Annotated in this window: 19 protein-coding genes and 1 pseudogene; 12 read left to right on the plus strand and 8 right to left on the minus strand. The window is 61.4% G+C overall.

Going from position 1 to position 21763, the window contains the following annotated elements; translation table 11 throughout:
• Nucleotides 1-40 precede the first annotated feature (40 nt).
• The gene (locus ACIPSK_RS07465; RefSeq protein WP_446532769.1) at nucleotides 41-1627 is read right to left on the minus strand and encodes an AMP-binding protein; all 1587 of its coding nucleotides are present in this window, start codon (nucleotides 1625-1627) and stop codon (nucleotides 41-43) included.
• A 199-nt stretch (nucleotides 1628-1826) separates the two neighbouring features.
• Between ACIPSK_RS07465 and ACIPSK_RS07470 the strand changes: the two genes are divergently transcribed.
• Together ACIPSK_RS07470 and ACIPSK_RS07475 are read left to right on the plus strand one after the other, a co-directional pair.
• Nucleotides 1827-2312: a MarR family winged helix-turn-helix transcriptional regulator gene (locus ACIPSK_RS07470; protein ID WP_162116223.1), complete on the plus strand. Its 486-nt coding sequence runs from the start codon at nucleotides 1827-1829 to the stop codon at nucleotides 2310-2312.
• Between the two features lie 123 nt (nucleotides 2313-2435).
• Nucleotides 2436-3842, plus strand: coding sequence for a DUF5939 domain-containing protein (locus ACIPSK_RS07475; protein ID WP_446532770.1), 1407 nt, complete (start codon nucleotides 2436-2438; stop codon nucleotides 3840-3842).
• A 246-nt stretch (nucleotides 3843-4088) separates the two neighbouring features.
• On the opposite strand, the gene ACIPSK_RS07480 is transcribed toward ACIPSK_RS07475, so the two are convergent.
• The 4 genes from ACIPSK_RS07480 to ACIPSK_RS07495 all read right to left on the minus strand — a co-directional run bounded on the left by ACIPSK_RS07480 (nucleotide 4089) and on the right by ACIPSK_RS07495 (nucleotide 7587).
• A complete protein-coding gene (locus tag ACIPSK_RS07480; RefSeq protein ID WP_446532771.1) occupies nucleotides 4089-4775 on the minus strand; it encodes a hypothetical protein in 687 nt (228 codons plus the stop codon).
• Nucleotides 4776-5336, minus strand: a complete 561-nt coding sequence (locus tag ACIPSK_RS07485) for an AlbA family DNA-binding domain-containing protein (RefSeq protein ID WP_446532772.1) — start codon at nucleotides 5334-5336, stop codon at nucleotides 4776-4778.
• Nucleotides 5337-5402: 66 nt separating this feature from the next.
• Nucleotides 5403-6230 carry a DUF7946 domain-containing protein gene (locus tag ACIPSK_RS07490; protein WP_446532773.1) on the minus strand — a complete coding sequence of 276 codons (828 nt, stop codon included), beginning with the start codon at nucleotides 6228-6230 and terminating at the stop codon, nucleotides 5403-5405.
• Nucleotides 6231-6687: 457 nt separating this feature from the next.
• Nucleotides 6688-7587 (minus strand): AraC family transcriptional regulator, encoded by a 900-nt coding sequence (locus ACIPSK_RS07495; RefSeq protein ID WP_446532774.1) that lies wholly within the window; start codon nucleotides 7585-7587, stop codon nucleotides 6688-6690.
• A 291-nt stretch (nucleotides 7588-7878) separates the two neighbouring features.
• Between ACIPSK_RS07495 and ACIPSK_RS07500 the strand changes: the two genes are divergently transcribed.
• The 10 genes and pseudogenes from ACIPSK_RS07500 (at nucleotide 7879) to ACIPSK_RS07545 (ending at nucleotide 18259) form a co-directional block, all read left to right on the plus strand.
• Nucleotides 7879-9312: an aldehyde dehydrogenase gene (locus tag ACIPSK_RS07500; RefSeq protein ID WP_446532775.1), complete on the plus strand. Its 1434-nt coding sequence runs from the start codon at nucleotides 7879-7881 to the stop codon at nucleotides 9310-9312.
• A 67-nt stretch (nucleotides 9313-9379) separates the two neighbouring features.
• Nucleotides 9380-10699 (plus strand): ABC transporter substrate-binding protein, encoded by a 1320-nt coding sequence (locus ACIPSK_RS07505; protein WP_446532776.1) that lies wholly within the window; start codon nucleotides 9380-9382, stop codon nucleotides 10697-10699.
• A 9-nt stretch (nucleotides 10700-10708) separates the two neighbouring features.
• Entirely contained in the window at nucleotides 10709-11461 is a 753-nt protein-coding gene (locus ACIPSK_RS07510; protein ID WP_446532908.1) for an ABC transporter ATP-binding protein, read from the plus strand.
• On the plus strand, nucleotides 11458-12186 hold the full coding sequence (locus ACIPSK_RS07515) for an ABC transporter ATP-binding protein (RefSeq protein WP_446532777.1): 729 nt from the start codon (nucleotides 11458-11460) through the stop codon (nucleotides 12184-12186). Before ACIPSK_RS07510 ends, ACIPSK_RS07515 begins: the two co-directional genes overlap by 4 nt.
• Nucleotides 12183-13097: a branched-chain amino acid ABC transporter permease gene (locus tag ACIPSK_RS07520; protein WP_446532778.1), complete on the plus strand. Its 915-nt coding sequence runs from the start codon at nucleotides 12183-12185 to the stop codon at nucleotides 13095-13097. The genes ACIPSK_RS07515 and ACIPSK_RS07520 overlap by 4 nt, the downstream gene beginning before the upstream one ends.
• Complete coding sequence (locus tag ACIPSK_RS07525; RefSeq protein ID WP_446532779.1) at nucleotides 13094-14131, plus strand: branched-chain amino acid ABC transporter permease; 1038 nt, start codon at nucleotides 13094-13096, stop codon at nucleotides 14129-14131. The genes ACIPSK_RS07520 and ACIPSK_RS07525 overlap by 4 nt, the downstream gene beginning before the upstream one ends.
• Before the next feature lie 40 nt (nucleotides 14132-14171).
• Entirely contained in the window at nucleotides 14172-14957 is a 786-nt protein-coding gene (locus tag ACIPSK_RS07530; protein WP_446532780.1) for a coniferyl-alcohol dehydrogenase, read from the plus strand.
• A gap of 23 nt (nucleotides 14958-14980) precedes the next feature.
• Nucleotides 14981-16426 (plus strand): aldehyde dehydrogenase, encoded by a 1446-nt coding sequence (locus ACIPSK_RS07535; RefSeq protein ID WP_446532781.1) that lies wholly within the window; start codon nucleotides 14981-14983, stop codon nucleotides 16424-16426.
• 251 nt (nucleotides 16427-16677) lie between these two features.
• Nucleotides 16678-17024 (plus strand): annotated as a pseudogene (locus tag ACIPSK_RS07540) (DUF488 domain-containing protein).
• 281 nt (nucleotides 17025-17305) lie between these two features.
• Nucleotides 17306-18259 carry a sulfonate ABC transporter substrate-binding protein gene (locus tag ACIPSK_RS07545; RefSeq protein WP_446532782.1) on the plus strand — a complete coding sequence of 318 codons (954 nt, stop codon included), beginning with the start codon at nucleotides 17306-17308 and terminating at the stop codon, nucleotides 18257-18259.
• A gap of 151 nt (nucleotides 18260-18410) precedes the next feature.
• On the opposite strand, the gene ACIPSK_RS07550 is transcribed toward ACIPSK_RS07545, so the two are convergent.
• The 3 genes from ACIPSK_RS07550 to ACIPSK_RS07560 all read right to left on the minus strand — a co-directional run bounded on the left by ACIPSK_RS07550 (nucleotide 18411) and on the right by ACIPSK_RS07560 (nucleotide 21644).
• On the minus strand, nucleotides 18411-19310 hold the full coding sequence (locus tag ACIPSK_RS07550; protein ID WP_170256671.1) for a carbohydrate ABC transporter permease: 900 nt from the start codon (nucleotides 19308-19310) through the stop codon (nucleotides 18411-18413).
• An 11-nt stretch (nucleotides 19311-19321) separates the two neighbouring features.
• Nucleotides 19322-20254, minus strand: a complete 933-nt coding sequence (locus ACIPSK_RS07555; RefSeq protein WP_017967621.1) for a carbohydrate ABC transporter permease — start codon at nucleotides 20252-20254, stop codon at nucleotides 19322-19324.
• A gap of 85 nt (nucleotides 20255-20339) precedes the next feature.
• Nucleotides 20340-21644: an ABC transporter substrate-binding protein gene (locus tag ACIPSK_RS07560; protein ID WP_446532783.1), complete on the minus strand. Its 1305-nt coding sequence runs from the start codon at nucleotides 21642-21644 to the stop codon at nucleotides 20340-20342.
• Nucleotides 21645-21763: the final 119 nt, after the last annotated feature.

Raw genomic sequence — 21763 nt, forward strand, 5'->3', positions numbered from 1 at the left:
GGTTACTCCATGGGTTTCGGCGTGAGTGCCGGGGGCCGCTTTACGGGGCCTGTCGTTGAGGGGTTTCGTCGGAATGGAACTGGCGCAGGACATGTTTCTGCACCTTGCCGGAGGCGGTGCGGGGAATGGCCTTGACGAAGAGGATGCGCGCGGGGCGCTTGAAAGCGGCGAGCCTTGCCGCGCAATGGCCGGCGATCTCATCGCCCGTTGCCACGGCACCCGGCCGCAGCACCACATAGGCAACACCGCATTCGCCCCATCGGATGTCGGGAATGCCGACGACCGCGACGTCGAGGATATCGGGATGACTTGCGAGCGCTGCTTCGATCTCGGCGGGATAAACATTCTCCCCGCCGCTGATATACATGTCCTTCAGCCGGTCGACGATGCGATAGAAGCCGTTCGCTTCACGCCGGCCGAGATCGCCGGTGCGGTACCAGCCGTCGGTGAAGGCGGAAGCGGTTTCCTGAGGCTTGTTCCAATAGCCCGGCGTCACTGCCGGCCCGCGCAGCCAGAGTTCGCCGATCTCACCTTCATCAACCTCCCGGCCGTCCTCGTCGACGATGCGAATGTCGAGCAATGGCGCGGGAAGACCGACGCTGCCGGGATTGTCCTGTACGGCGCGCCGGTCGATCGGCACGTGCAGCACCGTTCCCGCCTCGCTCATGCCGTAACCGTTGACCAGCGCCACGCCGTCATCGAGATAACTTTCGATCAGCGCCTGCGTCAGCGGCGCGCCGCCGACGAAAAGCGCATGCAGGCCGGCGAGCGCCGCGGCGCTATAGGCGGCATCGCCACGCAAGGCGAGCGCGATCTGCGGCACGGCGAAATAATGGGTGATGGCGCGCTGCCGGTCGGCAAGGGCTGCGAGTGTGCGCGCCGGCGTGAAGCGGTCGGAGACGACGAGCGTGCCGCCCAGCATCAATGTGGTGCGCGCCACCGCGATCAGCCCGATCGTGTGGAAGAACGGCAGGTCGCACAGGGCGACGGATTTTGGCCCGATTTCTCCGACGACCGAAAAATTGATCGCTGCAAAGAAGGCGTTGCGGCGGGTGATGACGACGCCCTTCGGCTGTCCCGTCGTGCCCGAGGTGTAGAGAAGGACGCAAGGTGCGTCGGCATCGGCGGTCACCGGAGCGGCCGGAAGGCTCGCCTCGATCCGCGCGGCCAGCCCGGCCGGACCGTCGGCCGTCGATATCACCGCCATCTCAGGATCGGTGCTCGTGACGTTGGCGACGGTTGCCGCGAACTCCTCGTCGTGAACGAGCAGAGCCGGCGCGCAATCGGCAAGGATCGGCCGAAGCTCGGCGGCGTTGAGGCGCCAGTTGAGCGGCACGTAGATGGCGCCGGCACGCTGGCAGGCAAAGGCAAGCACGATCGAATCGATGGAGTTGCGCGCCAGCATGGCGACACGCGCCCCGTCGCGGCGCGCTTCGAGCAAATCGCTCAGTAAGCCGGCGCAGCGGGCGATCCGCGCATCGAGCTCGGCATAGGTGAGCTGCCGGCCGGTGGCGATCTCGAACAGAGCCGGACGGTCCGGTGCGACCCGGGCGCGGTAAAGGATCGGATCATCCGTCACCAGTCCGCAATCCGCCGACGAAGCCACCCCGGAAGAGGAATGCGCCATGTTCTCCTCCCATGCCCACCGCTCCCCGCGGCAGGCATCAAATTTGTATGTAACACATACTAATATCTTTTTCCCATGATGCAAGAGGCTGTTTAAGGCAAATTCGAATCTTCGAATGGCGCGCGGAAATCCGCACGACGGATATTGACTAACCTGCTGATTTTGATGGTTATGATGATGGATGAGGCGAGAGCGAACGATGAGCACCAAACCACCGCAGGACGATTTCGAGGGCGACGATGCTCCCGCGACGCCGGGCCTCGACGTCGGCCGGCTTGGCGATCTGCTGGGATTTCATCTGCGCATGGCGCATGTCGCAGTCTATCGCGACTTCGCCGAAACCATGGCGGCTCTGGCGCTGACGCAGAAGCAGCTGGCGGTGATGGAACTCGTCGCCGGCAATCCGGGCGCATCGCAGATCGATCTTGCCAATACGCTCGGCACCGACCGGGCGACGATGATGGCCCTCGTCAATCGGCTGGCCGCCCGCGACCTGATCGAGCGCCGGCCCTCCGCGGCCGACCGCCGCCGCCAGGAGCTTCATCTGACGACGGCGGGAGGCGCAATGCTCGCCCGGGCGCGTGAACTGATCGATAGGCATGAGCAGCGCTTCATCGAGCTGTTTTCGCGCGAGGAACTGGATGCGCTGCTGACGGCGCTGAAGCGGATATACAAGGGGAGCTGAAGCCCGCCTTCGCTTGGGAAGCGAGCAGCATCCGAGCCTGTAGATTTCTATTGGGACACTCCCGTGTTATGATCCCGGTCCTGGCGTTGTCCGCCGTGGGTTCTGCACACGGAGACTTGTCTCATGAGCGAAGTGGACGTCCTTTTTGCCTCCCTGCGACAGGCGGCTGACCCGCAGACGGTGGAGTGCATCGAAAACGTCGTCATGAATGGCTCGGATCGCGAGCTCAATCGCATCAATGCGCTCGCTTTCGCCGATACACACCATCTCGATGAAGAAAAAACCATCGCCGCGTTTCTCCATGCAGCCCGCATAGGCGCATTCGAGATGACCTGGAATGTCCTTTGCCCGGGATGCGGCGGCGTCCTCGACAGCGGCGCAACCCTCAAAACCGTCGTCCACGAGACGTACCATTGCGCGCTTTGCGCGGCCGGATACGAGCCGACCCTCGACGAGATGGTCGAGGTCACGTTTACGGTCAGTCCGCGCGTGCGCAGGATTGCCGCTCACGATCCCGATCGGTTGTCGCCGCTCGAGTATTACCGCCAGATCTTCTTCAGCTCCGGGGTCGACCTGCCTGACGATCTCGAAGCGAGGCTGGCGCGCATCCAGCTGGAGATGATCGAGCTGGATCCGGGCGAGAAGGCCTTTGTCTCTCTGCAGCTGCCGGCGCAATTCGTCATCATCTTCGATGCGGTCACACACTCGGCGCAATTCATCGACGTACAGGGCGAGCCCACCGACGAACGTCAAACCCTCTCGATGATCATCAGCCGGACGCATGCGCTGAACGAAACGCTGACCCTGCGTCCAGGCTCACTGCGGCTGACCCTCGAGAACCACACCGATCGCAGGGTGGTGCCGAACGTCTGCATCGCAGGCGATGACCTGCACGACCTCTTGGGCCGCAGGCGGCCTTTCCTGACGGCCAAGCGCCTGCTGACGAACCAGAGCTTCCGGGACATCTATCGGACCGACACACTCGACGTCGACCAACGCCTCAAAATCACCAGCCTGACGTTCCTCTTCACCGACTTGAGGGGCTCGACCGCGCTCTACGAGCGCGTCGGCGATCTTGCCGCCTTCGATCTGGTGCGAGCGCATTTCCGGGTTCTTCACGAGATCGTCGCCACAGAGGCCGGAGCAGTCGTCAAGACCATAGGCGATGCGGTGATGGCGACCTTCCCGAGCCCGGACCGCGCGGTGGCGGCGGCCCTCAGGATGCGGGAGGCGATGCTTCGGCTGAATGCCGAACACGGCAGCGACGATCTTCTCCTGAAGATCGGCATCCATGAGGGACCATGCCTCGCCGTCAACCTGAACGACCGGCAGGACTACTTCGGCCAAACCGTCAATATCGCCTCCCGCGTCCAGGGCCTTGCCGATCCCAACGTGATCATGACGACGGAGGCGATCGTCGGGGATGCCCAGGTTTCAGAGATCCTCCGCGACAGCGGCATCACATCGGCCTCCCGGATGGCGGAGCTTCAGGGCATCGGGCGCGAGGTGAGGATTTTTGCGCTGTCGTGAGGTTTCGTCTGCTGCTTCGACGTCAAGCCAGCTTGAGCGGTTTTCCGCTAGGGGGCCGAAGCGGGCAAAGTCGTAGGTTGGGAGGGAGCGCCCACCATCGGTCAAAACCCTTGGAGACCGGGCTTTCAGGGATGACTAGGGGAACACGATGCCCCCTTTTCTGTCTCGCCAATCGCACAGTCGCAGCGGATTGGCAATATCATCAACATCGAACCGGTGACATTAGTCCTTCCATGCCGTGCAAGCCTACCATTGTCGCTTGTAGAAGCGTTCTTGGTCTCGCTGTATTAATGAGGTGTCAGGGTTCCATCCGAAGTGGTCGAACAATTCGAGCAATATAGATAGCGAGACAGCCCCAGCTTCGCCCTCTAGTTCAGCGGCTAGTAGGCTTCGCTCGATCACCAGCTCTTCTGCGTTGGTGCGTTTCTCGTCGTAAAATGGCATGCGATCAAACTCGCTAATCCACAGCTGCCTATCTGCTGACTTGCCAAGTGTTACATTGATTGATGCGCCGTCTTTATACAGACCGCCGTTGTACAGGCGACTAAGGAACTCGGTTGCTTCGGTAACAGTGTACACCGCCCCAAGCACGCTAAGTGCCGGGCCTGCTGGTCGGTTTTGACCCTCGTTACTCAAATCTTCCGATAGAGCCCTGTAGTGGAGAAACTGGCCACTTCGGTACATTCTCCAAAACTCAACATGATTGCTCCAGTCGCACCAATTCTCGGCATATGTGCCAACATTGGCTGCACCGCCATGCTCCGTATTTCGCTGGATGTGCGGATAGTCCCAGCCCCGCAAAGACACGTTCGCCTTAGCCACTCTTTCGTGACATTCATTCATGGCGAGCGGCGGATCGATAGGTTGAAGAGGCCTGATATTTACACGCCAATGGCCGATAGCTTTGATTTTCTCGGCAAGTCCCTCCTGCACTTACAGTCCTCCTAGTTCTTGGTCGTAGTCGTATGTTTTTCCTGCTGAAACGGTGAAGCCAAGTCTTTGCTGTCGGCGCATCGCTCCGACGACTGCTCTATCCACTATTTCACGCATATCACCTGCATTGGACACACGCGCACTCTGCGGCTTTTGCGCTTGGCTGCGGAAGTATACTGTACCCGCCTGCACATCTGAACCATCCCGTTTGCAGATGACCGGCTGATCCTCAAATGGTGCGACATCTATAACGACGTACCGCAAGCCGTTTCTGTCTGTTGCAGAGTACGTTTTGAAGATCACTTTTGGATCAGCATATGGAGCGATCTGATCCCTCATGTCATCGATTTTGTAAGTACCGGCCTGTTCTTCTGATACGCCTTCCCGCTTGAATGTCTCGTCCTCAACGCCGATGACTATACGTCCGCCATCTTGTACGTTGGCCATCGCGAGAATGTCCTTCACAAGCTGGTTCTTGTTCCACGTCATAGCGCCTTTAAATTCAAGTCGGTCTGTTTCTTCGGCTCCGTCAAGCAAAGCCTCTATTTCTTCGGTAGTCATGCTTTGAAGCCTTTTGTGAAAACAACGTATTGCTCCGGAATTTTGGAATAGTTCTCATCGGGCAATCTAAATAATGGTCTTGAACGCTCTGACAATTTTCAGACGTTTGTAGCGGTCATCCAAAGACACTGTTGGCACGCAAGCGATTTGGATTTGGCTCGGCAGTCCGTTGACGTATTTATCCAAACTGTAGCTCAAGGCTGCGTAGGTGTCGGTATCAAGCCCTTTGGGCGCGTAGAAACGCACCGTCTTCCCGATCTCAGGTAGGTAGGCGCTGCCATTGCCGGAGTTAGCGTTGTATGCCCCTACGCTGACCACCATGAGGGTTTCGTCCGTCAGGAAATCAGCGTTGACATATGCCTTCGTATTTTGGTCGAGCCGCAACAGAGGCTTCTTGTCTTTTCTGATGTCCAAAATGTTTGCGCCTTCGCCAATGACTGTATGGGCGCGCCTCATTGAGGGTTCAATTTTATCGACAAGAGCCTCGCGGTCGCCGGATGGAAGCCTGCCTAAAGCGTCTTGCTCTCCCTTTAGGAGATCGACTGTCAGGCCGCAGACCTGTTTGATTGTGGTCGTTATCAGGCTGTTCAAAGTCTGACTGACGGAGCCTACAATGTAGCTGCCTGCAACTGATGTAAGGAAGAGGTTGTTCGGCTCTGTAAGCTGTACCCAGACCTCTTGAACGAACGAACCCTGACGCGGCGGAACGAGATATATCCGCACCTCTGGGGAGAGTTCGCCTCGCGCCTTGATCTTCCCGGTTGCTGCGTAGTGACCTATCAACGTCAGGGTCCAAGTCATACCCTCCAATGAGGTGGCTCCGTTGTGAGCAGGCAATTGTCCTCCGGTAGCTACGCCACCATCATATACCAGTTCGTATTTAAGTGTTTCCATTCACCAACCCCCAGCCGACGCCATGGTTGTAAAGTAAAACGAGCTTGTCAATGGATGGGTGCATTAGTTAACACCTTATGCTGAAGGTTGATAAAATTTACGAGGGGGTATTCAAGGTACCTTGAATAGCCATTTCCCCCATAGGTGCCGCCGGCAGCCTCTTATTCTCTCCCAGCAATGCGTACGATTTTCTTTACCCGCCGTCGCCAGGATGGAAAGAGCATAAGGCGGGGTATGGGGTACAGTCCGTAAGAGTATAGCTTTGCGTACGTAGCAGGCTTATGCGGTTTGCGTGCCCGATTGGGTTAAATGTTCTACTTGGGCAGCACCTTCAGCTAAACTGTCTGAACGTGCGCTTCTAACGGCGCATTGCAGTCTGGCTTGGGATTCCAAGTCAGCATCATCGCGATCCAAGACCGGCAAATTCTAGCGTTGACCAACGAGCCCAGAGCCTAATCTAAGGCCAATCCGCATAACCCGAAGACAGCATGCTATTTTCCGAGCCGGCCGAAGCGCGGGCGATTTCGCGGTAGCCGGCGGGTGAAAGCCCGGTCTTGCGCTTGAAGAAATGGCTGAAATAGGTCGGGTCGCGAAAGCCGAGGCTGTCGGAGATTTCCTGGATATTGCGGGCCGATCGCTCCAATCTGAGCTTCGCCTCCTGCACCAGGCGCTCGTGCAGGAGCTGGATCGGCGAGCGGCCGAGCGCTCTTTGGCAGGTGGAATGCAGCCTGTCGGCCGTGACGCCCAATTCCGCGGCATAATCGCTGATCGGCCGGTGCTGGCGGAAACCGGCCTCGACCAGTTGCCGGTATCGCTGCAGGATCGATCCCACTTCGCCCTGCCCGCGCTGCTCGCTTCTCTCGCCATCGGAGCCGCGCCACAGCGCCATCAAGATGAGCCTGATATAGGCGGATGCGACCATCCAGGAGGAGCGGGAGGGATCGCTGAGTTCCCGCACGAAGCCAGAAATCAGCGGGCTGATTTCGGCCACCGCCAAGGGATCCAATGCCTCGACCAGCTTGCGCTGCTCTGTGAAGATGCGCAACGAATAGGATTCCACCTTGTCGCCAATAGCATCGACCATGATCTGCGGCGAAGCGCCGACCAGATGAGCTGCGGTTCCGGCTGATATCGACAGGTCGCACCGCGCCTGCGGCGGCAGGAAGGCAAGCAGCGGTCCGTGCAGCGGCCGATGATCGCCATTGTCGAAGTGAAGCTCCCCACTGCCCTCCCCGAGCAGAAGGAAGTGATGGAAATCGGTATACAGCCCTTTTTGAAGACGGATGCGCCGGTGCGACAGCGACGGAGCGTGCCATTCGCCCCTGGCATAATGATGAATCCCGCCGTTCGTCGCCAACGCTTCCCCTCCGCTCCCATGTCAAACAATGCCGCAATCGCCGGATAATTACAATATTAACCCAATAAATCGCATTCCATCTGCACCAGATCGGCGTAACCTTTTCTCCATCAGCCTTTGGGAGGAGGCACATCAACAGATGCAGGAACAGTTGGGCAGCCCTCGTGGCGCCGCGTCCGCTCGTCTTCTCCCATGGCAACAACGCAAACCGACATGCGGCGCCAACATGTGGCGCCAATGTGTGGCACCAACACATGGCGAATTGGGTGAACAGTGTTTTCGGCAAAGCTGATGATCAACAACGAGGCGATGGATGCTTCCGAAGGGACCACCTTCGAACGCATCGATCCGTTGACCGGCGATGTCGCGACGATCGCCTCGGCAGGATCGGTTGCCGACATGACAAGGGCAGCCAATGCGGCGGCAGCGGCCTTTCCGGACTGGTCGCAGACCGGCCCGGGCGAACGGCGCAGGCTTCTGAATGCCGCAGCCGATATCCTGGAGGCCCGCACATCCGAACTCGTTGCCGCCACGACCGGCGAAACCGGCGCCACCGCGCAATGGGCGGCGATCAATTGCGGCCTCGGCGCGGATATTCTTCGCGAGGCGGCGGCGATGACCACGCAAATATCCGGCGAGATCATTCCTTCGGGCATTCCGGGAAGCCTCGCCATGGCGGTACGCCAGCCGGCAGGCGTCTGCGTCGGCATCGCCCCCTGGAACGCGCCTATTATTCTCGGCACCCGCGCCGTTGCCATGCCGCTTGCCTGCGGCAACACCGTCATCCTGAAGGCTTCCGAACTCTGCCCGAAAACCCATGGCCTGATCGGCGACATCCTGCGTGACGCCGGTTTTCCGCGCGGCGTCGTCAATGTCGTTTCCAATGCGCCGAGCGATGCCGCCGCTGTCGTCGATGCCCTGATCGCCCATCCCGCCGTGCGCCGCATCAACTTCACCGGCTCCACCCGCGTCGGCAGGATCATCGCCGAAACCGCGGCAAGGCATCTCAAGCGCTGCCTGCTCGAACTCGGCGGCAAGGCGCCGTTCATCGTCCTTGCCGACGCCGATATCGACGAGGCCGTGAGTGCGGCCGCCTTCGGCGCCTTCATGAACCAGGGCCAGATCTGCATGTCGACCGAGCGGATCATCCTGATGGACGAGATTGCCGACGGCTTTGTCGGCAAGTTCCGTACGAAAGCGGCAACCCTCGTCGCCGGCAATCCCAGGGACGGCAACACGCCGCTCGGCACGCTGATCAACACTGAGGCCGTCCGCCGCGTCCGGTCGCTCGTCGATGATGCCCTGCAGAAGGGCGCGGTCCTCGTCTGCGGCGGCCAGGCCAACGGTACGCTGATGGACGCGACCGTCATCGATCACGTGACGCCTGCCATGCGCATCTACCGCGAGGAAAGCTTTGGACCGGTGGCGGCGATCGTCCGGGTCGGCAGCGTCGACGAGGCCGTGACGGTTGCCAACGACAATGAATACGGGCTGTCGGCCGCCGTCTTCAGCGCCGACGTCAATGCAGCACTTGCCGTCGCCATGCGGCTCGAATCCGGCATCTGCCACATCAACGAAGCCACAGTTTCCGACGAGCCGCAAATGCCGTTCGGCGGCGTCAAATCAAGCGGCTACGGCCGCTTCGGCGGCAAGGCCGCGATCGATGAATTCACCGAGCTCAGATGGATCACCATGGCCTCGGGAAAACGGCACTACCCGATCTGATTGAGATCGGCCGAGATGAACACTGGGAACGGGCTGGGAGGCCCGATCAAGAGGGAGGAATGATTTCATGAACGGCATTTTCCGCAACGGCAAATTCAACACGGCATCGCTGAGCCGCCGCTCTTTCATCGCATCGACCGTGGCGGGCGGCGCGGCGCTGGCGCTTTCCGGCCGCACGGCCTTCGCTGCAAGCGGCGATACGCTGAAGGTCGGCTTCATCAGCCCGCGCACCGGCCCTCTCGGCGGCTTCGGCGAAACGGACGGCTATGTGCTCGAACTGGCGCGCAAGGCGCTGGCAAACGGCCTGCAGGCGGGCGGCAAGACCTGGAAGGTCGATATTCTCGACCAGGACACCCAGTCCGATCCCTCGCGCGCCGGCCAGTTGGCGAAGGACCTGATCAACAACCAGGCGATCGACCTGATGCTCGCCGTCTCGACGCCCGAAACCATCAATCCGGTGGCCGATGCCTGCGAAACCGCCGGCATTCCCTGCCTCTCGACGGTCATGCCCTGGGAAGCCTGGTATTTCGGCCGCGGCGCCAAGCCGGGCGCACCCTCGCCGTTCAAATGGACCTATCATTTCGGCTTCGGCGTCGAAGAGTTCCACAAGGCCTATGTTTCGCAATGGAACCTGATCGAGACCAACAAGAAGGTCGGCGTCATGTATCCCAACGACGCCGACGGCAATGCGATCCGCACCCATCTGGCGCCGGCGCTCGCCAAGGAGGGCTTCACCATCGTCGATCCCGGAGCCTATGAAACCGGAACCACCGACTTTTCCGCGCAGATCGCTCTCTTCAGACAGGAGGGCGTGGAGATCTTCAATTCGTTCCCGATACCGCCTGACTTCGCCGCCTTCTGGCGTCAGGCCGCACAGCAAGGCCTTACCCAGCAGATCAAGATCTGCCAGATCGCCAAGACCGGCCTGTTTCCGTCCGATATCGAGGCGCTCGGCGATCTCGGCCTGAACATCGGCAGCGCCGCCTACTGGCACAAGGCCTTTCCCTACAAATCGACGCTGACGGGCGTTTCCGGCACCGAACTCGCCGACGGCTATGAAACCGCAAGCGGCAAGCAGTGGACGCAGCAGCTCGGCGCCAGCCTGGCGCTTCTCGACGCCGGCTTCGATGCGCTGAAGGCCAGCACCGACGTCAAGAGCAAGGAGGCCGTCGCCAAGGCGATCAGCACGCTGAAGACCACCACCATCGCCGGCAAGGTCGACTTCACCAGCGGCCCGGTCGCCAACGTCTCTCCCGGGCCGATCATCGGCACGCAATGGGTGAAAGCGCCGGAGGGGTCGAAATTCGCGCTCGACTACGTCGTTACCGAAAACGCCACCGACCCGAATGTCCCGGTCGGCGCCAAGCTCACCGCTTACAACGGGTAACGCACAGTGCTGCAGCGGGAAGATCAAGGACGGCCGGGGGGAGCCTTTCTCTCGGCCAAGGGGATCCACAAGCGGTTCGGCGCGCTGGTGGTGCTGGAGAATCTGGATTTTTCCATGGGCGATGGCGAGGCGATCGGCATTGTCGGGCCAAACGGCGCAGGCAAGACGACCCTGCTCAGCGTGCTCGCCGGCGCCTTCCCGCCGAATGAGGGAAGCATCACCTTCGACGGTGCTGACGTCACGCGCCGGACGGCGGCGGAGCGCTGCCGCTCCGGGCTTGTCCGGACCCATCAAATTCCGAAGCCCTTCGGCGGCATGACGACCTTCGAAAATGTCTTCGTCGCCGCGTCGCACGGCAATGCCGCAAGCCGCGACGAGGCCTATGAGCGGGTGGTGGATTCGCTTTCGCTCTGCGGCATGCTTGGAGTCGCCAACCGCCCGGCCGACACGCTTGGCCTGCTGGACCGCAAACGGCTGGAGCTCGCCCGCGCGCTTGCCACGCAGCCGAGGCTGATGCTGCTCGACGAGATCGGCGGCGGCCTGACCGATGGCGAGGCGAGCGAGCTGGTGGAGACCATCCTCGAACTGCGCCGCCGCGGCATCGGCATCGTCTGGATCGAGCATATCGTTCATATCCTCCTGCAGGTGGCCGAACGGCTGATCTGCATGGACGCAGGCAGGATCATCGCCGATGGCGAACCGAAAACGGTCATGAACGACGCGGAAGTGGTCAAGGCCTATCTCGGAGGGACACCCGCATGAGCCTTCTCTCCATCCGCGACCTCGACGTCCGCCATGGGCTGCTCCAGGCGGTGCGCGGCGTCAGTTTCGATCTTGCCAAGAGCGAGGTGCTGGCGCTGGTCGGCGCAAATGGCGCCGGCAAGACGACGCTGCTCAGATCGATCGCCGGCGCCCATCTGCCATCCTCCGGCCGCGTCCTTCTCAACGATGAAGATCTCGCCGCCGTCCCATCCCACAAGCGGATTGCCAAGGGCATTGCCCTGGTGCCGGAAGGCCGGCGCCTGTTTTCGCAGATGACGGTGGAGGAAAACCTGCTTCTCGGAAAGACCTCCGGCCGCAAGGGCGAATGGAACATCGACCGCATCCTCGACGCCTTTCCGAACCTGAAACCCCGCCGCCACGCCAAGACGGGTCATCTCTCGGGTGGGGAACAGCAGGCGACCGCCATCGGCCGGGCGCTGATGAGCAATCCCGATATTCTTCTCCTGGACGAGGTCTCGCTCGGACTTTCGCCTCTGGTCGTCGACCGCGTCTACGCCCAGCTGCAGGCACTGCTCACCTCAGGAACGACCATCGTGCTCGTCGAACAGGATCTCGCCCGCGCCATGAGCGTTGCGAGCCGCGTCATCTGCATGCTGGAAGGGCGTATCGTCCTCGACCGGCCGGCCGCCGACGTCACGCGTGCGGCCGTCACCCAAGCCTATTTCGGATTGCACCGGACATCAGGCGAAAGGAGCGCATCGTGATCAACACCCTGCTCCAGGGCATCCTGCTCGGCGGCTATTACGCCGTTATCGCCTGCGGACTGTCCTTCATGTTCTCGGTGATGCGGATCATCAACCTCGCGCATGGCAGCCTGGCGGTCGCAGCCGCTTACGGGCTGTGGCTGCTCGCCGCCAAAGCCGGCATTCCACCCTTCGCCGGCCTGCTGATCGTGCTGCCGATCATGGCGGCCGCCGGCTGGCTGCTGCAGCGCTTCATTCTCGAACGCAGCGCCCGCGGCGGCACGCTCCTGCCGATCCTGACGACCTTCGGCCTGTCGATCGTCATCGACAATCTGCTGTTCGAGCAGTTCGGCGCCGACACCCGCTCGCTCGCGCCGTTCATCGGCAACCTGTCCTATGCATCCTGGCAACTGCCGGGGCACATCTTCGTCGGCAAGCTTGCCGTCATGATGATGGTGACGGCAGTCCTTATTCTCGGCGGGCTGCAGTTCTTCCTGAGCCGCTTTGCGCTTGGCCGCGCGATCCGCGCCACGGCCGAAGATCCCGATACGGCGGGGCTGGTCGGCATCGACGCCCGCAGGGTCAACGCCGTCGCCACCGCGATCACCATGGTAACGGTCGGGATCGCCGGTGCCTTTCTCGGGATGCGGGCAACCTTCAGCCCCTATGCCGGCGGCCCGCAGCTACTCTTCGCCTTCGAGGCGGCCGTCATCGGCGGAGCCGGATCGCTATGGGGCACGCTTGCCGGCGGCATCGTTCTCGGTCTTGCCCAATCGCTCGGCGCGCAATTGCATCCGCAAGGCTTCCTGATCGGCGGCCATGCCGTGTTCCTGCTGGTGCTTTTCGTCAGGCTGTCACGGTCCGGCATGCCGATCTTCGACAAACTCGGCGCACGTTTCAAACAGCGCACCCGTCTCCGGAGCCCGACATGAGCCCCAACGCGACCCTTGCCTCCAACGGAATATCGATAGAGCGCTGGACGAAGTCATCGCGGGTGGCGCTTGGCTGCATGGCCGCGGTGCTTGCCTTGCTGATGTTTGCCCCCACGGTCCTCGGCGCCGGCGCGATCGACCGGATGACGGCCCTGTTCATCTACGTGATCCTTGCCGCCATGTGGAATGCGCTTGCCGGCTTCGGCGGGCTGGTCTCGGTCGGCCAGCAGGTATTCTTCGGCCTCGGCGCCTATTTCACCATCCGGCTGGCGGATGCCGGGCTCAATCCCTTCGTCGCGGTCTTTGCCGCTGCGATCGTGACAGGCGCGCTGTCGATCCCGCTTTCGCTGTTCATGCTGCGCCTGAAGGGCGGCGAGTTCGCGATCGGCATGTGGGTGATATCAGAGCTCGCCCATCTGCTGGTCAATCTCGACCGGCTGATCCAGGGTGAAACGGGAACCTCGCTGATCTCGCTCAACGTCTATGGCAGCGCGACGCGGCGGGCGACGATCTACTGGCTCGCCTTGACGGCCATGGCCGCGCTGCTCGGCGCTCTCTTCATGCTGATGCGCAGCCGCGCCGGCGCGGCCATGCAGGCGATCCGCGACAATGAGGAGGCGGCAACCTCGCTCGGCGTGCGGGTGATCGCAACCAAGAGGCTGCTCTTCGTGCTCGCCGCCTTCGGCATCGCCGTTGCCGGAGGCTTGTGGCTGGCAACAGCCACGACCTTCCAGCCGAAGACCTATTTCAGCGTCCAATGGACGGCCTACATGATCTTCATGGTGCTGGTCGGCGGGATCGGCAAGTTCGAAGGCGCGATCCTCGGCGCCATCCTGTTCTTCGTGATCGAGACCGTCTTCGGTTCAGCCGGCGTCTGGTACCTGATCGGTCTCGGCGCTACCGCCTTGATATTCTCGCTCTACCTGCCGCGCGGCCTTTGGGGCGAAATCGAGCGCCGCTTCGATTTTCAACTTCTGCCGGTCGGCTACCGGCTGAAATTGCCCGGCCCGACCAAGATCCAATGGAAAGAATGAGCCGGCTTGCTTCCGGGCTCTCTCGCGAAAGGTGACGTTCATGCTTTTTGGTAAAACGATCCTGGTGACCGGCGTGGCTTCCGGCATCGGCGCCCGCACAGCTGAGTTGGCCGCCCATATGGGTGCCGAGGTCATCGGCGTCGATCTGCGCGAGCCTGCCAGTGGAAGTGCCGCCTTCATCAAGGGTGACCTCTCCACAGCATCAGGCGTTGCCGAGATCGCGGCACGGCTTCCGGCCCGCCTCGACGCGCTCGCCAATGTCGCCGGCCTTTCCGGCAGCACCGGCGTCGTCTCCACGCTTGCCGTCAATTTCTACGGGCTTCGTGCCCTGTCCGAAGCCGTGGCCCCCCGCCTGCGCGAAGGCGGGGCCATCGTCAATGTCGCCTCGATCGCCGGCTACGGTTGGCGCACCAATCTCGAGCGGGCGAAGTCGCTGACATCAATCGAAGGCTTTCCCGAAGTGGCGGCAGTTGTCGCCGAACACGGTCTCAAGGATGAGGAAGGTTACCCGCTCTCCAAGGAGCTGCTGCTGCTCTGGACGATGCGCGCAGCCCATCAGCCGCTGTTCAAGAACCGCGGGATCCGGGTCAATGCCGTCAGCCCCGGGCCGGTGGAAACGCCGATCCTCAAGCAGTTTCGCGCCGTGCTCGGCGATGCCAGGGTCGATAGCGACATCACCCGCGTCGGCCGCGCCGGCACCTCTGCCGATATCGCGCCTGCCATCCTCTTCCTCTGCTCGGATGGCGGGCGCTGGATCAACGGCGCCAATCTTGCCGTCGACGGCGGCCTCGAAGCTTCCATCAACGCCGAAGTCCTCGGCTTCTAGTTCTTGTCCCAAGGAGACCTCCGATGAATATTTCCCTCCTCATCAACGGCGCAGACCGCGCGGCCTCCGGCGGCCGGACCTTTGATCGCATCGATCCCTTCACCGAGAAGCTCGCAAGCCGCGCCGCCGCAGCAGGCCTGGACGATGTTGCCGCGGCCGTCGACGCCGCCGCCGCCGCCTTCGGCGCCTGGTCGAAGACCGGCCCCGGTCAGCGCCGCGCGATCCTGATGAAGGCTGCCGATATCATGGATTCCAAAGTCGGCGAGTTTACCCGGCTGATGATCGAGGAGACGGGCTCAACTGCGCCCTGGGCCGGCTTCAATGTCATGCTCGCCGCCAACATCCTGCGCGAGGCCGGCGCCATGACGACGCAGATCGCAGGCGAAATCATCCCTTCCGACAAACCCGGCACGCTTGCCATGGGGGTCCGCCAGGCTGCCGGCGTCTGCCTGGCGATTGCTCCCTGGAATGCGCCGGTCATCCTCGCCACCCGCGCCATCGCCATGCCGATCGCCTGCGGCAATACCGTCGTCCTCAAGGCCTCCGAACAATGCCCCGGCACGCACCGGCTGATCGCCACCGCGCTGACCGAAGCCGGCCTGCCGGCCGGCGTCATCAACGTCATCACCAACGCGCCGGAGGATGCGCCTGAGATCGTCACCGCACTGATTGCCCATCCGGCCGTCAAGCGCGTGAACTTCACCGGCTCGACCAAGGTCGGCAAGATCATCGCCGAGACCTGCGGCAAATATCTCAAGCCCGCCCTTCTCGAACTCGGCGGCAAAGCGCCGCTGGTTATCCTCGATGACGCCGATATCGACGGCGCCGTCAGTGCCGCCATTTTCGGCGCCTTCATGCATCAGGGCCAGATCTGCATGTCGACGGAGCGCATCATCGTCGACGAGACGATCGCCGATCAGTTCGTCGCCAAACTCGCCGCCCGCGCCAGCCAGCTCCCGGCCGGCGACCCGCGCGGCCACGTCGTTCTCGGCTCGCTGATCAGCCTCGACGCCGCGAAGAAAATGGAAGAGCTGATTGCCGATGCGACAGCCAAGGGGGCAAAGCTCGTGGCCGGCGGCAAGCGCTCCGGCACCGTGGTCGAGGCGACGCTGCTCGATCACGTGACGCCCCAGATGCGCGTCTATGCGGAAGAATCCTTCGGCCCGGTCAAGCCGATCATTCGCGCCTCCGGTGAAGAAGAAGCCATCCGCATCGCCAACGACACCGAATACGGCCTTTCGTCCGCCGTCTTCAGCCGGAATGTCCAGCGGGCAATGGCGGTTGCGGCGCGGATCGAATCCGGCATCTGCCACATCAATGGCCCGACGGTGAACGACGAGGCGCAAATGCCCTTCGGCGGCGTCAAGGGCAGTGGCTACGGCCGCTTCGGCGGCAAGGCGGCGATCGCCGAATTCACCGACCTGCGCTGGATCACGGTCGAGGATTCCGCCCAGCACTATCCCTTCTGAGCCGGTTTGACAGGCTTCACCGTGCCACGACGCCATTGCGGTCGTGGCACGGTCTATGCTCAGACGGCAAAAGGGATTTCGCACCGCCCTTGGGAAGATGCTTCAGCGGTCCGATATGGCGTGGGCCCGCGAAATAGCGCCGCGCCTGTTTGAAAAGGTTCCAGGACCTGTTCTCGGGCTCCAATCCGGAACCAAAACTTGTCACACGTATTCGTTCGAGAATGGGTTTCGATCTTGTGGCGGGTGAGCAAATGGCCTTGCACATCAAACGTATCTACGAGCCGAAAGACGACAAGGACGGCATGCGCATCCTGGTCGACAGGCTATGGCCTCGCGGGTTGACCAAGCAGGATGCAGCAGTCGATATCTGGTTGAAGGATATCGCGCCAAGCCCGGCGCTACGCCGATGGTTTGGCCACGACCCCGCCAAATGGACAGAATTCCAGCGCCGCTATCGAGACGAGCTGGAAAAGAACCCATCGACCGTCGAGGAACTGAAACGCCAATGGGGCAATCGGACGCGACGCTTCTCTACGCTGCGAAAGACCTGCACCACAATCACGCTATCGTTCTTCAGCGCTTCGTCGGCGAAGGCTGACATGTCGGCGTGGCCGCATGGATCTACGATAAATTCGCTCAGCGGAGCGATATCTCCCGCGAATACTGCAGCCGATGGCGGAAAACTCTGCTCAATCCTCACTCTCCTGAAACCGCGGAAACGACGTGCGCGGGGAACTGACCAGCAGGCGCAGTTCTTTTTGCTCGCTGTCGGGACAGAACAAAAAAGCGAATCCCGGAGAAGCGGGCTCAGGAGCACGTATAATCTAGTAAAAATGTAGAGACACTTTAATTTGGCGTCGTCTTATTCCGGAGGGTATGATGAAGATCACAAGACGAGCTTTCACTGCACTGGTCGCAGGTGCCATCGCGACACCTTTGACGCATGTCCGGCCGGCTGGCGCGGCTGACAAGGTCGTGCGTATCGGCTACCAGAAATATGGAACTCTGGTGCTTCTCAAGGGCAAAGGGTTGCTGGAGAAGAAACTTAAATCCATCGACTCCACGGTTGAATGGACCGAATTTCCGGGCGGTCCGCAGCTCCTCGAGGCCCTGAACGCCGGTGCTGTCGATTTCGGATCGACCGGCGAAACACCACCGATCTTCGCCCAGGCCGCGAACGCTCCGCTTGTCTATATCGCACACGAGCCGCCTGCCCCGCGCGGCGAAGCCATACTGGTCCCCAGGGATAGCCCCATAAAGTCCGTCGCAGAACTGAAGGGCAAGAAGGTCGCCTTCAACAAGGGCTCGAACGTGCATTACCTGCTCGTTAAGGCGCTCGAAGAAGCCGGCCTGACCTATGAGGACGTGGAGCCATCCTTCCTCGCTCCAGCCGACGGCCGCGCAGCTTTCGAAAAGGGCGCAGTGGATGCATGGGTCATCTGGGATCCCTTCCAGGCAGCTGCGGAAGTGGCGATCGAAGCGAGAGAGCTCAGAAACGGCGAGGGCATCGTTCCCAATCACCAGTTCTATCTCGGCACGAATGCGCTGGTTGACGGCCACGCCCAGGCGATCGATGTCTTGATCGACGCCATTTCCGAGATCGACGAATGGACCAAGTCCGACACCGCGGCTGCGGCGGCAGAGCTATCACCGTCGGTCGGCATCCCCGAACCTGTCCTCGTCAAGGCGCTCGAACGTCAGTCCTATGGGATCAAGAGCCTGGATGACTCTGTCGTCGCGCAGCAGCAGAGCATCGCCGACACCTTTTTCAAACTCAAGCTCATTCCCAAGGAGGTGACGATTGCGGACGTTGTCCGCAAGGGCAAGGCGTAGTGCTCATCGACGTGGAAGACGCGGATGTCCACCTGCAGAGGGAAGGTAGCATGATGGTTCCACTGGTCAGCTTGAGCAATCTGTCGACCGAGCCATCCCCCTCGCCTCAGGTCGGGCAGTGCACCGACCATCAACAAGATCCAGCCACCTGTTATTCCTTCACCGCACCGGTCATCGATGAGACGTAGTAGTCCACGAAGAACGAGTAGAGGATGACCACCGGAAGCGAACCGAACAGCGCGCCCGCCATCAGCGATCCCCATTCGAAGACGTCGCCGCGCACCAGTTCGGTCAGCACGCCGACCGGGATGGTTTTGTTTTCCGACGACTGAATGAAAGTCAGCGCGTAGATGAATTCGTTCCAGGACAGCGTGAAGGCGAAGATCCCGGCGGAAATCAGCCCGGGTACAGCGAGCGGCAGGATGATCTTGGTGAGAATCTGCCATCTGTTGGCGCCATCCACCAGAGCGCTTTCCTCCAACTCGAAGGGGATCGAACGGAAATACCCCATCAACAGCCAGGTGCAGAAGGGAATGAGGAAGGTCGGATAGGTGAAGATCAGCGCCAGACGCGAATCGTAAATCCCGAGCTTGAAGACAATGAAGGCAAGCGGGATGAAGAGGATCGACGGCGGCACGAGATAGGCAAGGAAGATCACCAGGCCGACCGAACGCGAGCCGGTGAAGCGCACGCGCTCGATGGCATAGGCGCCGAAGACCGAGGCCACCAGCGAGAGCAAGGTGGAGCAGACCGCAACCAGCATCGTGTTCCACAGCCAGCCCGGATAGGATGTCTCGAGGAACAGGTATTTGATGTGCTCGAGTGTTGGTCCCACCACCCAGAAGGGGCTGTAGTTGCTGTAGTCGGTCAGTTGCTCGTTTGGCTTCACCGCGGTGATCGCCATCCAGTAGAATGGGAAGAGCAGCACGAAGACGAAGACGGCCATCGGCAGGTAGAGCATCACGATCCGCCGCGGCAGGCGGTTCAGATAGCTCATGCCTTCGGCATTGTCGGTCACGACCTGATCGGCGGCATTTGAATTTATCGACATCGTTGTTCTCCCTAATCCTGGCCGCCCTGTTGCCATTTGCGCCGCTGCAGGCCGAAGAAGCTGAACATGATCGCGCCGAGCAGGAAGGGCACCATGGCGACAGCGATGGCCGCACCCTCGCCGAGTTGACCGCCGGGGATGCCGCGCTGGAAGGATAGCGTCGCCATCAGATGCGTCGCGTTGACGGGTCCACCCTTCGTCAGCACGTAGATGAGCTGGAAATCCGTAAAGGTGAAGAGCACCGAGAAAGTCATCACCACGGCGATGATCGGCGTCAGCATCGGCAGCGTCACATAGCGAAAACGCTGCCAGCTCGTGGCGCCGTCGAGCGAGGCGGCCTCCTGCAGCGATGCCGGAATCGTCTGCAAGCCCGCAAGCAGCGAGATCGCCACGAAGGGAATGCCGCGCCAGACGTTGGCGACGATGACGGATATGCGCGCATTGATCGGGTCGCCGAGGAAGTTGATCGGCCCGCTGATCAGCCCCAGCTGCATCAGCGACCAGGAGATGATCGAAAACTGGGAATCGTAGATCCACCAGAAGGCCAGCGCCGAAAGCACCGTCGGCACCACCCAGGGAAGCAGCACGATAGCCCGGAAGAAGGACTTGAACGGCAGGTGCTGGTTGAGCAGCATCGCCAGCCAGAGGCCGAGCGCGAATTTCAGCACCGAGGCGACGGAGGTGTAAAGAATGGTGTTGAAGACCGACAGCCAAAAGACGCTGTCGTCCATCAGGAACTGGTAATTCTCCAGCCCGATGAAGATGCCGTCGCGGCCGATCCTCGTATCGGTGAAGCCGAGCCAGACGCCGAGCCCCAGCGGATAGGTGAGAAAGCAGACGAGGAACACTGCCGCCGGCAGCATGAACAGGAAGCCGAGCACATTGTTGTTCTGCAGGAGCGAAGAGATCGGCCCGCGTCTATCCTCCGAATTCGCCATCGACATTGCCTATCTCCCAGATTGCACTTGAACTCCCAAAGGACTTTGCGGCATGCCGAAGGCCGGCATGCCGCTTGTTTTGAAGCGCGGCTCAGACGCGATAATAGCGGTTTGCCCGCCGTTCAGCTTCCTTCATCGCATCTTCGGGTGACATCTGGCCGGTGACGGCGGCCGCATACATGTCGACCAGGACGTAGTCGGCCATGGTCGCTGCCGAGGCATAGCCGAGGGGTCCGGCATAGCCGTTCGGACGCAGCTTTTCCGAGGCGCGCGCGTAAGGCGCATGGACTGGATCGGATGTCCAGATCGGGTTGTTGGCGAAGGCCTTGAGCGGCTGGCAGCAATAGGCGCTGGAGCCCTGGATCCACGCATTCATCTGGTCGGCTTCCATCATGAACTTGATGTAGGCCTTCGCCGCTTCCGGATACTTGGTGTGCTTGAAGAGAAGCAGCGAGCTCGTCTGGAAAAGCTCGGCGCTCTGACCGACCGGACCGATCGGGAAATTCGTCGTGCGGATGTCCTTGGCGATCTCGGCGAGTTTCGGGTCGTTCTTGGCGGTGTAGTAAACCGAGACGCCGTTGGCGATCAGCGAGACCTGGCCTGCGAGGAAGGCGCGGTTGTTGTTGACGTCCTGCCAGCTTTCCGTGCCCGGAATGAAGGTGGCATAGAGCTCTTTGGCGTAGTTGATCGAAGCCAGCGTTTCCGGGCTGTTGATCGTTACCTTGCTACCCTCGTCGACCATCTTGCCGCCATGGCTCCAGAGCAGCCAATGGGCGTAGTTGTTGCCGTCGCCGACGGCCTTGCCGTGTGGGAAGCCGGCCGGCGTGCCCTTGGCTTTCATCGCCTTGCAAAGCTCGAGGAAACCCGCCGTATCCTTCGGGAATTCGCTGAAGCCGGCCGCTTTCACGTGAGTGTCGCGATAGACCACCGCATTGCCGATTGCAGTCAGCGGCATGGCGATGAAGGTGTCGCCGCGCGCGGCATAGCCCTTCAGGCCATCATACCAACCGCCATACTTGTTGCCGAGATAGTTGGCGAGCTCGGTCAGGTCGACCAGCTTGTCGGGATACTGGTGAGCGTCGTCGAACCAGCACATGATGAGGTCCGGGCCGGAGCCGACATTGGCCGCGACGGCCGCCTTTGGGCGGATATCTTCCCAGCTTTCCTTGTCGATGCGCACCTGGACGCCGGTCGCTTCTGTGAACTTCTTGGTGTTTGCAAGCCAGGCCTCCTCGTCACCCTTGACGAAAGGTGTCCAGCGCAGCAGCCGCAGGCTGGCGCCGCTTTCCGGCGTATAGATCGGTTCGGCCTGCGCGAAGGTCGGCCGGATGCCGATGCCGGCGGCGCCGGCGACGGCAGCCGAGGCGGCAAGAAAGTCACGTCTCTTAATCCTCATGGTACTCCTCCTCTTCAAAACAGCGGGCGCGAACTCTCCGGCATTCACCTCCCGCTTGGTGAACGACGGCCCTTGCATCCCTGAAACGGGGTGCTGCCGGTCTGCGGGCGACGGGGGCT

The sequence above is a fragment of the Rhizobium sp. LARHSG275 genome (assembly GCF_052871115.1).

Excerpts from the sequence above, each read along its gene's own strand:
- ACIPSK_RS07515 (WP_446532777.1), top strand. The coding sequence starts at position 11,458 with ATGAGCCTTCTCTCCATCCGCGACCTCGACGTCCGCCATGGGCTGCTC.
- ACIPSK_RS07550 (WP_170256671.1), bottom strand. The coding sequence starts at position 19,310 with ATGTCGATAAATTCAAATGCCGCCGATCAGGTCGTGACCGACAATGCC.
- ACIPSK_RS07525 (WP_446532779.1), top strand. The coding sequence starts at position 13,094 with ATGAGCCCCAACGCGACCCTTGCCTCCAACGGAATATCGATAGAGCGC.
- ACIPSK_RS07465 (WP_446532769.1), bottom strand. The coding sequence starts at position 1,627 with ATGGCGCATTCCTCTTCCGGGGTGGCTTCGTCGGCGGATTGCGGACTG.
- ACIPSK_RS07560 (WP_446532783.1), bottom strand. The coding sequence starts at position 21,644 with ATGAGGATTAAGAGACGTGACTTTCTTGCCGCCTCGGCTGCCGTCGCC.
- ACIPSK_RS07470 (WP_162116223.1), top strand. The coding sequence starts at position 1,827 with ATGAGCACCAAACCACCGCAGGACGATTTCGAGGGCGACGATGCTCCC.
- ACIPSK_RS07505 (WP_446532776.1), top strand. The coding sequence starts at position 9,380 with ATGAACGGCATTTTCCGCAACGGCAAATTCAACACGGCATCGCTGAGC.
- ACIPSK_RS07500 (WP_446532775.1), top strand. The coding sequence starts at position 7,879 with ATGATCAACAACGAGGCGATGGATGCTTCCGAAGGGACCACCTTCGAA.
- ACIPSK_RS07485 (WP_446532772.1), bottom strand. The coding sequence starts at position 5,336 with ATGACTACCGAAGAAATAGAGGCTTTGCTTGACGGAGCCGAAGAAACA.
- ACIPSK_RS07475 (WP_446532770.1), top strand. The coding sequence starts at position 2,436 with ATGAGCGAAGTGGACGTCCTTTTTGCCTCCCTGCGACAGGCGGCTGAC.
- ACIPSK_RS07530 (WP_446532780.1), top strand. The coding sequence starts at position 14,172 with ATGCTTTTTGGTAAAACGATCCTGGTGACCGGCGTGGCTTCCGGCATC.
- ACIPSK_RS07535 (WP_446532781.1), top strand. The coding sequence starts at position 14,981 with ATGAATATTTCCCTCCTCATCAACGGCGCAGACCGCGCGGCCTCCGGC.
- ACIPSK_RS07555 (WP_017967621.1), bottom strand. The coding sequence starts at position 20,254 with ATGTCGATGGCGAATTCGGAGGATAGACGCGGGCCGATCTCTTCGCTC.
- ACIPSK_RS07545 (WP_446532782.1), top strand. The coding sequence starts at position 17,306 with ATGAAGATCACAAGACGAGCTTTCACTGCACTGGTCGCAGGTGCCATC.
- ACIPSK_RS07490 (WP_446532773.1), bottom strand. The coding sequence starts at position 6,230 with ATGGAAACACTTAAATACGAACTGGTATATGATGGTGGCGTAGCTACC.